We start from the raw sequence: 15426 nt of genomic DNA, 5'->3' as shown, positions 1-15426 counted from the left end.
TAGACGGCCGCGTTAGCGCTTCGTCAAGCAGGCGATGAAGAAGCCGTCGGAGCCAGCGTCCTGCGGCAGCACCTGCAGCATCCCGGCAGGGCTGCGATCAAGCGCCGCAGCGAGCGCTTCGGCAGGCAGTGCGGCCTTCCACGTCTCATCAAGCTCCCAGCCGTCGTGCGCCTGCTCGGAGAGGAATGCGCGCACGACGGCTTCGTTCTCCACGTGCTCCACGGTGCACGTGGAGTAGACGAGACGGCCGCCCGGCCGCACGAGCCGCGCAGCTTCGGCGAGCAGCCGCTCCTGCAGCGCCGCAATGGACGATACATCCTCCGGATGCTTCGTCCATTTGATGTCCGGCTTGCGGCGGATAACGCCGAAGCCGGTACACGGCGCGTCGAGCAGAACCGCATCGAAGCTGCTTTGCGGCAGCACTTCGCTGAGCGTCGCCGCATCGGCGTTCATCGTGCGCAGCGACTTCAGCCCAAGGCGGGCGGCCTGCTCGGCGATAAGCGCCACCTTATGGGCGTGAACGTCGTTCGCGACGACTTCCCCTGTGTCGCCCATCACTTCGGCGATATGGGTGGACTTGCCGCCAGGGGCGGCGCAGCAGTCAAGCACACGCTTCCCCGCTTCCGGCCGCAGCGCTTGGACGACGAGCATCGAGCTCTCGTCCTGCACGGACAAGCGGCCCTCGCGGTACCAGACGCTGTGCGCAAGATTGCCCGCCCCTTCCGCGACGATGCCGTCCGGCGTCACCGCGGACGCCTTGACGTTCAACCCGCTCGCCTGCATGTCGGCGAGCAGCGCCTCCCGGTCGGCCTGCAGCCGATTCACACGTGCACTGCCGTGCGGCGGCCGGTTGTTGGCCGCGCACATCGCTTCCGTCTCCGCTTCACCGTAAGCTTCGATCCAGCGGTCCACGAGCCACGCCGGGTGCGAATGCTCCCATGCAATTCGGCTGACCGCTTCGTCCGCAGCCGGAGCATTCCACAGTTCTGGCTCGCGCATAACGGCGCGCAGCACGCCGTTCACGAAGCCGCCCATCGCCTGCTGGCCGCGCCGCTTTGCAATCGCGACCGCTTCGTTCACCGCCGCATGGGGCGGCACGCGATCCAAATACCGAAGCTGGTACACGCTCATACGCAGCAGATTGCGCATCCACGGCTTCAGCTTCGCCAGCCCGCGCTGCACCTTCTGCTCGAGAACGCCGTCAATCGTGTTCAGCCGCTGTATCGTGCCGTACACAAGCTCTGTCGCAAGCGCCGCGTCGACACGTTCCAGCTTCGCCACTTGCAGCGCTTCATTCAGCTTCAGATTGCTGTACGAATGCTCCTTCTCCACCTGAACGAGCACCTCGAGCGCTACGTCACGCGCCGTGCGCCGCTTGCCGGTTGGTTGGGATCCACGCTCGCTCACTTCAGCACCGTCCCTTGACTCAGCTTCCCGCTGCGCACGAATTCAGCAGCCGGCATCGCCTTCTTGCCCGCTGGCTGTACCTCGGTCAGACGCAGCGTGCCTGCGCCCGTCTGCACTTCAATCCCACGCGCATCCGCGGTCAATACGGTTCCCGGCTCACGTCCACCGGCGTTCGAAGACGCGTCGGCAGGCGCTTCGCACGCCCACACTTTGAACACTTCTTCGTTCCACATCGTAAACGCGCCGGAGAACGGAACGAGTCCCCGTACTTGATTGAAGAGGTCCTGTGCCGGACGCGTCCAATCGATTTGCTCATCCTCGCGCTTCAAGTTCGGGGCATACGTTGCTTCGTCATTATTTTGCGATACAGCTTCCGCGCGCCCCGCAATCAATTCCGGCAACGTGCGGCGCAGCAGGTCAGAGCCCGCCGCGCTCAGCTTCTCGAACATCGTCCCCGCGTTATCGGCGTATGTGATCGGAACTTCAACGCGGCTTATCATATCCCCCGTATCCATCCCTTCCGCCATGTACATAATCGTCACACCCGTCACCGGCTCCCCGTTCATAATCGAACGCTGAATCGGCGCGCCGCCGCGATATTTCGGCAGCAGCGACCCATGGACATTAATGCAGCCGAGGCGTGGAATGTCGAGCACCGATTTCGGTAAAATTTGCCCGTAAGCCGCCGTCACGATAAGATCCGGCTGCAGCGAGCGAATATCTTCAATCGTAGAGGAGACACGCAGCTTCTCCGGCTGCCATACGGTAAGGTTGTGCTGCAGCGCCGCCGCTTTGACCGCAGTCGGCGTCAATACCCGCTTGCGGCCAACCGGACGGTCCGGCTGCGTAACGACAGCATCTACTTCATAGCCTTCTTGCAGTAACATTTCCAAGGATGGCACGGCAAATGCCGGCGTTCCCATAAATACAATTTTGGTCATTGCTTATTCCCTACTTTCGCGGGGCACCTCATATACGAGTTCCGCAATTTCAGTAAAGAGCACCCCGTTTAAATGGTCGATCTCATGTTGGAAGGCGCGGGCCAAGAAATCAGTCGCTTCCAGCGTAAATTCATTGCCGTGGCGATCCAGTCCCTTCACCTTTACCTTCTGATGCCGACGAACGTCACCGTTCAGCCCGGGAATGCTCAAGCAGCCTTCAGGTCCGAACTGCTCCCCTTCCGTCTCCACAATCACGGGGTTAATCATTTCGATTAATCCGTGCTCGTCACCGACATCAACGACAATAACGCGCTTTAAAATGCCGATTTGCGGAGCGGCGAGCCCTACGCCTTCGGCATGGTACATCGTATCCGCCATATCGTTCAGCAGCTTATGAATATTGGGCGTAATTTTAGGTACTTCCTTCGCGATTTGATGAAGAACCGGATCCGGTTCAAGTACAATGATGCGCAATGCCATCAGGCACACCTTCCTTTTTTATCTATAAATGATTTCTCATAACTATTTTCAATACAACTACATCATCATCTGCGGATCTATATCGACGCTAAACCAAATATCCTGCTCTTTCGAGATGGAATCGAATTCAGCCATCGCTTCTGCCATCAGTCCCGATAAATCCACGTTGCCTCTGCATTTGATGACGCATTGAAAACGGTAGCGGTTCTTTATCCGTGGAATCGGAGAAGCGACCGGACCGAGAATGTCCACCGCGTCCGCGTGCGAATCAAGCGGCTTGAGCCAACCATGCTGTTCAGCCAGCTCCTTTAAGCGCATTGCAGCATTCTCCGCTACGCGGACGAGCAGCGGCAACTGCTCATGCGTCATCGACAGGAGCGCCAAGCGGCAGAACGGAGGCACGATTTGATTGCGCCGATGGCGCAGCTCGTCAGATGCAAACGCCGCATAATCGTGCTTCGACGCGTGAAGGACGGAATAATGCTCAGGCGCATACGTCTGCACGACAACTTCGCCCGGCAAATCGTGCCGTCCTGCGCGGCCGGCCACCTGGGTGAGCAATTGGAACGTCTTCTCTGCCGCCCGGAAATCAGGCATATGCAATGCCGAATCCGCCGCAATAACGCCAACCAGCGTAACATAGGGAAAATCAAGTCCCTTTGCCACCATTTGTGTGCCTAACAGCACATCGGCCTTCCGTTCACGGAATTGCTGCAGCATCCGTTCATGTGAGCCTTTTTCCGATGTTGTGTCCACATCCATGCGGATGACGCGAATGCCTGGAAATCGTCTTGCCAGCTGCTCCTCCACCCGCTGCGTACCCGTTCCGAAATAGCGAATATGCTCGCTCTCGCAGGAAGGGCAAACCGAAGGAGCCCGTTCCGCATGGCCGCAATAATGGCAGCGCATATGGCCGGTCTTCATATGGTACGTAAGCGAAATGTCGCATTCCGGGCACTGAGCCACATAGCCGCACGTCCGGCACATGACAAAGGTGGAGTAACCGCGGCGGTTCAGGAGGAGCACCGTCTGTTCGTTCCGTTCAAGCCGCTCTTCCAGTGCCTTCTCCAGCGGAGCGCTGAACATAGAGCGGTTGCCCAGCTTCAGCTGCTCTCGCATATCTACAATTGTGACCGGCGGCAGCTCTCTCCCGCCGACACGGGTCGGCATGGCGACCGACGCTAAGTTCCAGGCCGGCGGCTCTAGACCGCGCGGCAACGTATCGCTGCCATACAGCCTGGCTGCATAATATGTTTCCATCGACGGGGTAGCGGAACCGAGTACAACGACTGCCCCGTGCTGCCGCGCACGTTCTATCGCCACATCCCGCGCATGATATTTTGGCGTTTCTTCCTGCTTATAAGACGTCTCATGCTCTTCATCCATTATAATAAGCCCAATGCGGGCGAAGGGGGCGAACACGGCAGAACGCGCGCCAATAGCCACCTGTACGCGGCGTTCGCGAATCTTTCTCCATTCGTCATACCGTTCCCCTTGCGACAGACGGCTGTGAAGCACAGCCACCTTGGAACCAAATCTGCCTTTGAAACGCTCAACCATCTGCGGTGTGAGCGAAATTTCCGGCACGAGCACGATCGCTTCTCTGCCTGACTGCAGACAGCAATCAATCGCTTGCAAATACACTTCCGTCTTTCCGCTGCCGGTCACGCCGTGCAGCAGGAACGATTGATGCCGTTCAGCATCCAACGCCTCGATCAAGGAGTCAAATACACCTTGCTGCTCTTCTGTGAGCGGCAACGGTCGCGACGGCTGGAACTGGCGGTGCGCAAATGGATCGCGCATAACCTCCACTTCATCGACAACGACATAGCCTTTCGCTTGCAGCGCCTTCACGGCGGAAGTATTCAAATCCTTAAGCGGCAGCTCGCCTCCGAATTCCAGCAGCTGTGCCAGCACCTCGCGTTGGCGCTGAGCTCGACTGCCGAGCGCTTCGAGCAGTTCATTGAGCTCCGCCTGCTCGACAGCTAGCTGCACCCGCTTCAGCTTTTTAACTCCGATACGGTCCTTAATTCGCTCCGTCTCTACGAGCCATCCGTGCTGCACTGCCTCTTTGATAAGTCGTGCCGCATCCGGAAAAGCCTGCAGCAGCTTCGGTGCTGCTATCGGTTCATGCCGCTTCACATAAGCCAACAATTCACGCGTCAGCGGGTGATCCAGCACAGAGGCAGGCCGTAGCTCGAGCTGTTCCCCGAGCAAGGAGGCAGCGGAATGATGAGGATGCTGCAGAAAAATAATCGCATCCTCCCCAAGCTGCACCGCCTTCTCCCGCTTGCCTTTCATCGCCCCAGGAATCATCGCCTGCAGGGCGGCTGTCTGCGTACAGACATAGCGGGCGCTCATCCATTGTGCCAGTTCCACCAAGTCTGGCGGCAGCGGCGGGACGACATCAAGCAATTGCTGCAGCGGCTTCAAACGATGTAGCGGCACATCGGTATAATGCGACAATCTGATGACGAAGCCCTGAACCGTGCGTCCGCCGAACGGCACGCCAACCCGGCTGCCGACTTCCACCCACGACGCGATGTCGTCGGGAACCGCGTAGTCAAACGGACGGTTCGTTGCTTTACTTGATACATCCACAATGACTTGAGCCACAAGACCATGCCGTTCCTCTTCGAAGCCCGACTCTGTCCCGAAGCTCATCGTCATCACTACTCCATCTCTATTCAAGCGAACGCACCTCTTCGGCAGTAAGCATCCGCTGACCGGAACCTGCCGGAAGCCGTTCAGCTACGATGTGCAGCAGACGCTTCGCGATTCCCGTCTTCGCCATGAGCGGAATGCGTTCCACCAAGCCTTGTTCCTCATAGATCAACACTTCGTTATTGTCCGAACGGAACCCTGCATCAGAACGCGACACATCGTTCGCTACAATCAGATCAAGCCGTTTGCGCCGCAGCTTATCGATGGCGTACTGCTCTACGTGCTCCGTCTCTGCCGCGAACCCGACGAGGAACTGATGCATTTTCCGCTTGCCCAGCTCCTCCAAAATATCCGGATTGCGCTCCAGCTCGATAATTAGCTTTTCACCGGTCTTTTTTAATTTCTGCGTCGCCCGGTTAACTGGCCGATAATCCGCCACGGCCGCTGTCATAATGACAATATCGGCGTTGTCGTATTGGGACGTCACCGCATCGAACATATCTTGGGTCGATTCGACCGCGATAACCTCCATGCCTTCCGGTGGAGCAACCTGAGTCTGTCCCGCTATGAGAATAACCTTCGCTCCCATACTGCGTGCCGCATCTGCAACGGCGAACCCCATTTTCCCGGAAGAATCGTTCGTAATATAGCGGACCGGATCAATTCGTTCCAGCGTACCGCCTGCGGTGACCAGCACCGTTCGGCCGGACAGCAACTCTTCCCCGCCGCCCAGTCCAGGTTGAAGTTCGGCATCATGGCCCAGCTTGCTTGGCAGCGCCACCTCACTGACCGCTTGTTCCTTTGCTGTGGCACACCACTGCTTCACATGCTCCACGATATGCTCCGGTTCAGCCATCCGGCCTTTGCCCGTATATCCGCAAGCAAGCAGACCCTCTTCCGGTTCAATGAACATGACGCCTCGTTGCCGCAGCACGTCCATGTTCTGCTGCACCGCAGGGTGAGCGTACATATGCACATTCATGGCCGGAGCCACCAAGATCGGGGCCATCGTCGCCAGCACGGTCGTCGTTAGCATATCATCGGCAAGTCCATGAGCCATCTTCGCGATCACATTGGCCGTCGCCGGTGCGATAAGGACCAAATCGGCATGATCCGCCAAATGAATATGGGACACGACCGATGCATCCCGTTCATCGAACGTATCTGTATACACGTTCTGACGCGACAGCGTCTGAAACGTCAATTCCGAGATGAATTGAGTGGCGGACGACGTCATAATGACGTGCACCTCCGCACCCTCCTGCTTTAATTTACTGCATAGAGCCGCGGCTTTATAAGCCGCGATCCCACCAGTAACTCCGAGCACTATCGTTTTCCCTTGCAGCATACGCTCCCGCCTTTCCGTTACGTTTCATGCAAGCGTTTTTTCATTACATTAAAAATATACAACCTTGAAAAAAATAACAACCTTTCGGTTGTTATTTGGATTATAGACTCATTTAAGAGCATACTTGGTTCGATATCCCTGCTTGAATAAGCAGACCCCGATCCAAGCAGCCCGCATACGATACGCGTTTTCCGTTACAGAGGTTGTTCAAAAAGCCCCTTTTTGAACACGCAATTACAGAACCGTTTTTGAGCGTTCTTGCGTTTGTGTACCTTGTTGAATAAAAATATTATCACCGTAAATTTCCTCCAACGCCACACCAACCTGCTTGTGCGATTTTGGCTGAGTCATCTCCGTACGGTTTCCGTCACGCAGCTGGCGCGCCCGGCGAGAAGCGGCAACGACCAAAGAATATTTACTGTCTACCTTCTTCATCAGTTCATCAATAGATGGATAAAGCATAGTTCAACACTCCTTTTCTTAGTGCTTCTTGACTGATTTACTTAGTCCGAAGCGTGTATCGACAATGAACCGTGACAAGGCACACTTCGTGAAAAGTGCGCCCTGCTCAGCCTATTCATTAGGCTCAATTTTACAATGTTCGGCAATAACGATACTCTCTATACGTTCGCAAGCCAAGTCAATCTCGTCATTCACGACCGCATAATCATAGTTCGCCATGAGCGCGATCTCTTCAACCGCTACATTCATACGATGATCGATGACGTGGTCGTTCTCCGTTCCGCGACCGCGAATACGGTCCTTCAACTCGTCCAGCGAAGGCGGAAGCAAGAATATAAAAATGCCGTCAGGGAACTTTTCTTTTACTTTCAGCGCACCTTGGACTTCAATCTCCAAGATGATGTCGCGTCCTTCCTCGAGTGTGCGCTCGACGAAATCGCGCGGCGTGCCGTAATAATTCCCTACATACTCGGCATATTCAAGCAATTGATCCTCTTCGATCATCTGCATAAATTGTTCGCGTGATTTGAAAAAATAATTCACGCCGTCCGTCTCGCCGATCCGCGGCTGGCGGGTCGTGGCGGACACGGAATAGATCAAATCAGGCATTTTTTTCAGAAGCGCCTTGCACACCGTGCCTTTACCGACTCCAGACGGGCCGGAAAGCACAAATAATAACCCCTTATTCATGTTCGTCTCCATCTTTATTCGTCGTTGTCGTCATCCTTAGTTGATAAACGGTGCGCTACCGTCTCCGGTTGTACGGCGGATAAGATGACATGGTCACTGTCCGTAATGATAACCGCACGTGTTCGACGACCGTATGTAGCGTCAATAAGCATATGGCGGTCACGTGCTTCTTGAATGATTCGTTTGATCGGAGCCGATTCCGGGCTCACGATGGAAATAATTCGGTTGGCAGATACAATATTACCAAAACCGATGTTAATCAGCTTGATCGCCATTACAGGTCCTCCCTCTAAATTCGAACGCTCCTAGTTTATTCAATATTCGCGGCTTGTTCGCGAATCTTTTCCAGCTCAGCTTTCATATCGACGACCCGGTTGACAAGTTCCAAATGGTTCGCCTTGGAGCCGATGGTGTTCGTTTCCCGATTCATTTCCTGGATAAGAAAATCAAGCTTGCGTCCTATCGGTTCACTGCTATGGAGCAGCTGTCCGAACTGTCCAAAATGGCTCTTTAACCGCGTCAATTCTTCGTCAATGTTGGAGCGTTCCGCAAACAATGCTACTTCCATGCCGAACTTGTGATCGTCAAAGGAAGAATTCGCATGCAACAGTTGCTCTATACGCTGTTTAAGCTTGGCTCGGTACTCGGTCACAACAACCGGAGCCCACTCCATCATTTCCACATGAAGCGACTGTAAGCGGCCCAGCCGTTCTGCCAGATCCCGGTTGAGGTGGCTGCCTTCCATGGCGCGCATCCGGCATAATCCATCCATTGCTTCGGTCAATCCCGATTCCAAGCAAGAAGCAAGTTCTTCCTCGGACCATGATGTCTCTTCTCGGATCGTAATAATATCAGGCAGGCGAAGCCAATCATCAACGGACAATTCTCCCGATACGCCATATTTATCACGGAGCAATTGAGAGGCTTGCATGTAAGCTTCGAGCGTCTGGTCGTTAATTTCGACCAGCGTCTTCGCTTCACCTTCACGCTCCTTGTTAATAAACACATCAATTCGGCCGCGCTTCACGTGCTGCTGCACGATACGGCGCAGACGATCTTCGTGGCTTGTCCATTCACGCGGCATGCGGAGCATGATTTCACAATATCGATGGTTTACGGATTTCACTTCAATGCTTAGTTTGTATCCGCCAATCTCGCGTGCGGACTGACCATATCCGGTCATGCTGTAAACCATGAGAACCACATCCATTATCCTATTTTAATTGATTATGTTAGTCGAAACAAGGGGTCTGTCTGCCGTTCCGCTTTTTCCCATACGTATTGCGTCAATTCGGCCGTCATTTCATAGAACATAAATGGAGTCATAAAATAAATGCCTTTAAAATGATTTACTGCTACGTCCAGCAATTCTTTGGCGATTGCTACGCCTTCCTGGCGCCCCGCCTCACCTTCGAGTCCTTTCATACGGCCTCGGACTTCATCGGAAAGCTCGATGCCTGGAACCTCATTATGCAAATATTCCGCGTTTCTTCCGCTTGCCAGCGGCATGATGCCGATAAAGATCGGCACGTTCAGATGCTTCGTTCCTTCAGCAATGCGTTCGATTAGCGCGACGTCATATACCGGTTGCGTCATAATGTAGTCCGCTCCCGCTTCAATCTTCCGCTCGAGACGCGTGATGGCTTTGTCCAAATGCTTCACGTTCGGATTGAAAGCTGCCCCGACGACAAAGGTGGCTCGCTGTTTGAGCGGCTTACCAGAGAACGCTAACCCTGTGTTCAACTGCTTAATCATGCGTATAATTTCAAAGGAAGTCAAATCGTAAACCGAGCTGGAATCAGGCAAATCGCCGAATCGCGCCGGATCCCCCGTGACGGCCAGCACGTGGTCGATGCCAAGTGCGTTCAAACCCATCATATGAGATTGAGTGCCGATGAGATTGCGGTCGCGGCATGCGATATGAACCAACGGCCGCATGCCAAGCTTATCCAATACCAGATAACCGAGCGCCATATTGCTCATTCTCGTAACGGCAAGCGAGTTATCCGCCAACGTAATCGCATCTGCCCCGGCTTTTTGCAGCGCCTCCGCTCCCTTCATGAACTTCGCAATGTCCAAGTCGCGCGGCGGGTCCAGCTCAACAATGACAGTATGTCGCGTACGAACCATATCGACGATGGAACTTGCCGCCTGATCGCCGTCCCCTGTCTCTTCTATATTATGGGGATATTGTTGAACCTCCAATCTGTTCATATCCCCGTTGGCTGCATCCAATTCAGTATTGAGCGGCAATGCAGGAACGTCGATATCTTGCAATGCTGCGGCAATCGTCTGAATATGTTCAGGCGTCGTTCCGCAGCACCCTCCGATAAGCCGGGCGCCCATCTGGGCAAAATGAACAGCGCTCTCCGCCATATATTCGGCAGTCGCGACGAAATTATAGCGTCCGTCAACATAGTCGGGAAGCCCCGCATTCGGAAATGCGGACATCGGAAGCGCAATTTGACCTTGGACACTTTCCATCGCTCGCAACAGTCCATTTGGACCCATACGGCAATTCAAGCCGACCACATCAGCCCCATCTTCACGCAAAATACGGAAAGCATCGAGCAGCCTTACCCCATCCTTTGTCCGCTGCGATTCTTCTACGGCGAACTGGCAAATGATAGGGACCTGTTCATCCAAGCTGCGAACAATCTGGAGTGCAAGCCGCATTTCCTCCAAATCATAGAACGTTTCGAACATGATGCCGTCCACGCCTTCTTCTAATAAAGAAGACAACTGTTCCGTATAATCGAGCTTCACCTGATCGGTATGAATATTTTCCCGTTTCCCCGCACGGATGGAGCCTAACGCCCCCACCACATATGCGCGGTCCTGCGCCGCTTCACGAGCTAAGCGGACTGCTGCGCGGTTAATTTCCTTTACCTTGTCTTCCAAACCGTGCTTGGACAACTTCTCACGATTGGCCGTAAATGTATTTGTTTCAAGCAAGCGGGCTCCCGCTGCTACATAACGCTGATGGATATCGCGAATCATATCTGGTTCGCTTACATTTAATGCTTCATATGAAATGCCAACAGGATATCCAAGCTGATATAAATAGGTTCCCATCGCACCATCGCCGACAATGATCTGCTCTTGTAACGCCTCGCGAAAGTCTTTCATCCTGTCTTGCACCCCATTCTCCCATGATTGTTCAACATGACTTATCCTACATTCTAACAAGAAACGTTCATTCTTGAAACAAAAGACGCCCCGCTGGAGCGCCTTTTTTTCATGAAAATGCATATATGTGCGTTTCGTTTCTACGCTTGTGCGTGTACACCTTACAAAAACGGTCGTCCGTCCTGATGGGACGGACAGGACATCCGCGGACCAAACTTAACTTACGCCCAGCGGCCTTCAAATACAACCTCAGCGGCCCCGGTCATATACACATGATTATCCGCCGCATCCCATTCGATCCACAGTTCGCCGCCAGCAAGCGATACGGTCGTCTGACGGTCCGTCAATCCGTTCAGCACGCTCGCCACAAGCGTGGCGCATGCCCCCGTTCCGCAGGCAAGCGTTGGCCCTGCTCCTCGCTCCCATACGCGCATGTCCACTTCGCTGTGCGACTTGACCGTTGCAAATTCTACATTTATTTTGCGAGGGAACAGCGAATGGGTTTCCAGCTTCGGCCCCCATGCAGCGAAGTCGAAGGAAGCAGCATCTTCCACATAAATGACACAATGCGGATTGCCCATCGATACCGCCGTGAACTGGAATGACCTGCCGTCCACTTCTATAGGATGAGCGACAATCTGCTTCTCATCGATCGTGGTCGGCACCTTCAGCCCCTCCAAGACAGGTTCACCCATGTCGACCCGTACCGATTCAACTTTCCCGTTAACTTGGTTCAGCTGCACCCGCTGCACACCAGCGCCTCTCGTCTCGATCGTCAGCTCGTCTGAGACAGCGTGGCGGTTATCGACGACATATTTGGCAACACAGCGGATCGCATTGCCGCACTGTTCAGCTTCCGTTCCGTCAGAATTAATGATTCGCATCATAAAATCAGCCCGCACGGAAGGCAAAATATATACTAACCCGTCTGCACCTACGCCAAAGTGACGGTCACAGACGGTAATCGCCAGCTCTGCCACCCGGTCGGGCAGTGTCTCTTCTCCGTATACGATGACAAAATCGTTGCCTAACCCATGCATTTTCGTGAATAACATTTCATCCCCAACTCCTCTTGCGGTCGGCCGTCCCTGACTGATGTCACTAGGATACCGCAATCCGAGCGGGAATGTGTATTCACGGAGTGCACCAATGTTTGTACTATTCCTCTAGTTCAAAAATTCCCTTTTGCTCACGCAGTGTAACAGGAAATAGATTCGAAGTCGAATCTTGTGTTCACCCTCGAAGAGCCGATGCTTCCGAAGTATGTTTCCTGCGGAAAGCTTCTGCAATCAGAACTACGCGGCACGCCGATTGGAAGTATATGCCGGCTTCCCTCCAGATTTCCCGGATTTTTGTCCGCTCAATACGGAGCCGATGCCCATTAAAAATGTCGGAATGCCAGCCATGACAAACGTAATCGCCCAATCTCTGAAATGAAGCGGAACCGTCTTAAATATAGGCTGCAGCGGCTCGACATATAAGACAGCCAACAGAAGCAGGATTGACGATGCGACGGCCAGTACCAAATACCGGTTCTGGAAAATATTCCGGTGAAAGATGGAACGTGAGCTGCGGCAATCAAAGACGTGAATCAATTGAGCCATTACAAGCGTCGCGAACGCAACTGATTGCGCCTTCGTCAGCTGCTCCGCGCTGTTCGGGTCAACACTCCACGTAAGCCAGAACGCGATCAGTGTACATACGCCAATGAGCAGCCCCCGGCTTATTATTTTCCATCCCAGACGCCGAGCAAAAATGTTCTCTTTCGCCGTGCGCGGCCGATGCTCCATTAAATCCTTCTCCGGCTGATCGACTCCGAGCGCCATGGCAGGCAGTCCATCGGTCACCAGATTCACCCATAAAATCTGAATAGGGATGAGCGGCAGCGGAAGTCCGAGCATCATAGCAAAGAACATTACCAATATTTCGCCGACATTGGAAGCAAGCAAATAGCGGATAAATTTGCGAATGTTCTCGTAAATGCCCCTGCCTTCCTCGATCGCGGCAACGATGGTGGCAAAGTTATCGTCGCTTAAAATGAGTGCCGACGCCTCCTTCGACACATCCGTTCCCGTAATGCCCATTGCGATGCCGATATCGGCCGCTTTAATCGCTGGCGCATCATTCACCCCGTCGCCGGTCATGGCGACGACATGCCCTTTACGCTGAAGCGATTTTACGATGCGCAGCTTATGCTCTGGCGATACGCGCGCATACACGTATATAGTATCGATGACCTTGTCGAGCGCATCGTCATCCATCTGTGCCAACTGGACACCGTTCACCGTCTGTCCGCCATGTGGTATGATGCCGAGCTGATGCGCAATCGCTTCCGCTGTCAGCTGATGGTCACCCGTGATCATGACCGTCTTAATGCCAGCGCGGCGGCAGACCGCAATCGCATCCCTCGCTTCACGGCGCGGCGGATCTATCATGCCTGCCAAGCCCACGAAGATAAGCTGCGATTCAACCGCGGATTCATGAGCCGAGGATTCGCTTGCTTTTAATTCGCGGTAAGCTAGTCCCAATACTCGCAAGGCCTGTTTGGCCATTTCCTCGTTCGCGGCGAGAGCCTTCTGCTTCAAGCCCGCTGTGAGCGGAACCACCTTGCCATCCCACAATATATAGTTGCAGCGGTCAAGCAGCACGTCAGGCGCTCCTTTGGTAAGCACGTTTCTTCCGCCTTGATGTGTTATGATGACGGACATTCTTTTCCGTTCCGAGTCAAAAGGATACTCCTCCATACGCGCGTACATACCGCCCAATGTCTGCGATGTCATTCCCAGCTTGGCAGCCAGTACAAGCAGCGCTCCTTCTGTCGGGTCTCCTTTAATGTCCCATATCGGTTTTAACTCCTCACTTCCCTGTTTCTTCGCTTCTTTTGCCTTCTTCGTCTGTTGGCCGATCCCCTTCGTCGAACGCAACTCGGACGGATAGGACTCAGACAGCACAGCATTGTTGCATAGCGCGCTAATTTGCAGAAACCGCCGCAGCGCCTGATCATTTTTCATGTCGAGCAGCTTACCCTGCTCGGTGACTTGACCTGCAGGCTCAAAGCCTTCCCCGCTTACTTCCAGTGCTCTTCCGCCCATCCAAATGCGGGTAACTGTCATTTTGTTCTGCGTAAGCGTCCCGGTCTTATCCGAACAAATGACCGAAGCGCAGCCCAACGTCTCCACGGAAGGCAGCTTGCGCACGATCGCTTTGCGCTTAATCATGCGCTGAACGCCAAGCGCGAGCGCAATCGTCACAATGGCAGGCAGCCCTTCAGGAATAGCAGCCACGGCCAGACTGACGCCGGCCAAGAACATGCCCATCGCTGGTTGTCCGTGAAGTATACCGGCAACGACGACCATTACGGTGAGCGCAAGCGCGACAATAATGAGAATTTTACCGAGCTGCTCCAGACGATGCTGCAGTGGCGTATCCATGGATTCGGTGTTTTCAATCATATGCGCAATTTTGCCCATCTCCGTGTCCATCCCTGTCCGTATAACGACGCCCCTCCCCGTACCTCGGGTCATCATCGTTCCCATGAAGCCGATATTTTTCAAATCTCCTAACGGCAATTCGTCCTGTCTAATCGATTTATGGTGCTTGTTTACAGGAACCGATTCTCCTGTCAACGCCGATTCCTCCACATAGCAGCTGCTCGTTGAGAGCCATCTGACGTCAGCTGGCAAGCGGTCCCCGCTTTCCAGGAGCACGATATCACCTGGCACTAGATCGTTCGCATTGATGTGGCATAGCTTGCCGGATCGCATCACCTTTGCCATAGGGGCAGAGAGCTGCTTCAGTGCACGCAGCGAACGCTCCGCCCGGAATTCCTGCACGAAGCCGAGCACTCCATTAAGGAGAATGATCGTGATGATCGTGATGGCATCGAGATATTCCCCGAGCATTCCCGATACAAGCGTGGCCCCGGCCAGCACGAGCACCATGAAATCTTTAAATTGGTTGAAAAACAACGCCAATGGCGACACGCGTTTCCCCTCCGACAGCTCATTGCGCCCGTAGCGTTCCTGACGCGCTGCCGCATCTTCGTCCGACAATCCTTGTTCGGCGTGGACCCCCAGCGCATGAAGCAAGTCATTCGCCGTTAACTGGTGCCACTTGATTTGATCCATGGTCCGTTCCCCTTTCCTACCCAATAATAGAGGTTGTCACGCAATAATGGCTATGCATTGGCGGCCGTACAGCGCGTCCAAGCAGACAGCCTTTAGGCTAAATCTATTCGGACGAGTCTAAAAATATCCCATTGTTCCTTCCAGTGCTTAAGTTTTGCGCAAAAATATGGCATCATAG

General features: G+C 54.1%; 12 protein-coding genes. All 12 read right to left on the bottom strand.

Annotated elements, in window-relative coordinates; translation table 11 throughout:
- Positions 1–12 precede the first annotated feature (12 nt).
- Positions 13–1407: a 16S rRNA (cytosine(967)-C(5))-methyltransferase RsmB gene (gene rsmB / locus LQV63_RS01245; protein ID WP_233695389.1), complete on the bottom strand. Its 1395-nt coding sequence runs from the start codon at positions 1405–1407 to the stop codon at positions 13–15.
- Positions 1404–2348: a methionyl-tRNA formyltransferase gene (gene fmt, locus LQV63_RS01240; protein WP_233695388.1), complete on the bottom strand. Its 945-nt coding sequence runs from the start codon at positions 2346–2348 to the stop codon at positions 1404–1406. Before fmt ends, rsmB begins: the two co-directional genes overlap by 4 nt.
- 3 nt (positions 2349–2351) lie before the next feature.
- On the bottom strand, positions 2352–2828 hold the full coding sequence (gene def / locus LQV63_RS01235; RefSeq protein ID WP_019424865.1) for a peptide deformylase: 477 nt from the start codon (positions 2826–2828) through the stop codon (positions 2352–2354).
- Positions 2829–2885: 57 nt separating this feature from the next.
- A complete protein-coding gene (priA, locus tag LQV63_RS01230; protein WP_233695554.1) occupies positions 2886–5492 on the bottom strand; it encodes a primosomal protein N' in 2607 nt (868 codons plus the stop codon).
- A 19-nt stretch (positions 5493–5511) separates the two neighbouring features.
- Positions 5512–6840, bottom strand: a complete 1329-nt coding sequence (gene coaBC, locus LQV63_RS01225; RefSeq protein WP_019424863.1) for a bifunctional phosphopantothenoylcysteine decarboxylase/phosphopantothenate--cysteine ligase CoaBC — start codon at positions 6838–6840, stop codon at positions 5512–5514.
- Positions 6841–7074: 234 nt separating this feature from the next.
- Positions 7075–7302, bottom strand: coding sequence for a DNA-directed RNA polymerase subunit omega (rpoZ, locus tag LQV63_RS01220; RefSeq protein ID WP_019424862.1), 228 nt, complete (start codon positions 7300–7302; stop codon positions 7075–7077).
- A 111-nt stretch (positions 7303–7413) separates the two neighbouring features.
- Positions 7414–7992, bottom strand: coding sequence for a guanylate kinase (gmk, locus tag LQV63_RS01215; protein WP_026011406.1), 579 nt, complete (start codon positions 7990–7992; stop codon positions 7414–7416).
- Positions 7993–8006: 14 nt separating this feature from the next.
- Positions 8007–8267 carry an extracellular matrix/biofilm regulator RemA gene (gene remA / locus LQV63_RS01210; RefSeq protein ID WP_005548256.1) on the bottom strand — a complete coding sequence of 87 codons (261 nt, stop codon included), beginning with the start codon at positions 8265–8267 and terminating at the stop codon, positions 8007–8009.
- 35 nt (positions 8268–8302) lie between these two features.
- Positions 8303–9187 (bottom strand): YicC/YloC family endoribonuclease, encoded by an 885-nt coding sequence (locus LQV63_RS01205; protein WP_019424860.1) that lies wholly within the window; start codon positions 9185–9187, stop codon positions 8303–8305.
- Positions 9188–9219: 32 nt separating this feature from the next.
- Positions 9220–11121: a bifunctional homocysteine S-methyltransferase/methylenetetrahydrofolate reductase gene (locus LQV63_RS01200; protein ID WP_233695387.1), complete on the bottom strand. Its 1902-nt coding sequence runs from the start codon at positions 11119–11121 to the stop codon at positions 9220–9222.
- 221 nt (positions 11122–11342) lie between these two features.
- Positions 11343–12176, bottom strand: coding sequence for a diaminopimelate epimerase (dapF, locus tag LQV63_RS01195; protein ID WP_233695386.1), 834 nt, complete (start codon positions 12174–12176; stop codon positions 11343–11345).
- Between the two features lie 240 nt (positions 12177–12416).
- The gene (locus LQV63_RS01190) at positions 12417–15248 is read right to left on the bottom strand and encodes a calcium-translocating P-type ATPase, SERCA-type (protein WP_233695385.1); all 2832 of its coding nucleotides are present in this window, start codon (positions 15246–15248) and stop codon (positions 12417–12419) included.
- Positions 15249–15426 lie beyond the last annotated feature (178 nt).

The sequence above is a fragment of the Paenibacillus profundus genome, assembly GCF_021369635.1.
GTDB classification, from domain to species: Bacteria; Bacillota; Bacilli; order Paenibacillales; family Paenibacillaceae; genus Paenibacillus_B; species Paenibacillus_B profundus.
The sequence above is the reverse complement of the archived record's forward strand: the minus strand, read 5'-3'. Positions and strand labels throughout refer to the sequence as shown.

What these genes read in the sequence shown, in the direction of transcription:
- fmt (WP_233695388.1), bottom strand. Translation starts at nt 2,348, where the DNA reads ATGACCAAAATTGTATTTATGGGAACGCCGGCATTTGCCGTGCCATCC.
- def (WP_019424865.1), bottom strand. Translation starts at nt 2,828, where the DNA reads ATGGCATTGCGCATCATTGTACTTGAACCGGATCCGGTTCTTCATCAA.
- priA (WP_233695554.1), bottom strand. Translation starts at nt 5,492, where the DNA reads ATGAGCTTCGGGACAGAGTCGGGCTTCGAAGAGGAACGGCATGGTCTT.
- coaBC (WP_019424863.1), bottom strand. Translation starts at nt 6,840, where the DNA reads ATGCTGCAAGGGAAAACGATAGTGCTCGGAGTTACTGGTGGGATCGCG.
- rpoZ (WP_019424862.1), bottom strand. Translation starts at nt 7,302, where the DNA reads ATGCTTTATCCATCTATTGATGAACTGATGAAGAAGGTAGACAGTAAA.
- gmk (WP_026011406.1), bottom strand. Translation starts at nt 7,992, where the DNA reads ATGAATAAGGGGTTATTATTTGTGCTTTCCGGCCCGTCTGGAGTCGGT.
- remA (WP_005548256.1), bottom strand. Translation starts at nt 8,267, where the DNA reads ATGGCGATCAAGCTGATTAACATCGGTTTTGGTAATATTGTATCTGCC.
- LQV63_RS01205 (WP_019424860.1), bottom strand. Translation starts at nt 9,187, where the DNA reads ATGGTTTACAGCATGACCGGATATGGTCAGTCCGCACGCGAGATTGGC.
- LQV63_RS01200 (WP_233695387.1), bottom strand. Translation starts at nt 11,121, where the DNA reads ATGAAAGACTTTCGCGAGGCGTTACAAGAGCAGATCATTGTCGGCGAT.
- dapF (WP_233695386.1), bottom strand. Translation starts at nt 12,176, where the DNA reads ATGTTATTCACGAAAATGCATGGGTTAGGCAACGATTTTGTCATCGTA.
- LQV63_RS01190 (WP_233695385.1), bottom strand. Translation starts at nt 15,248, where the DNA reads ATGGATCAAATCAAGTGGCACCAGTTAACGGCGAATGACTTGCTTCAT.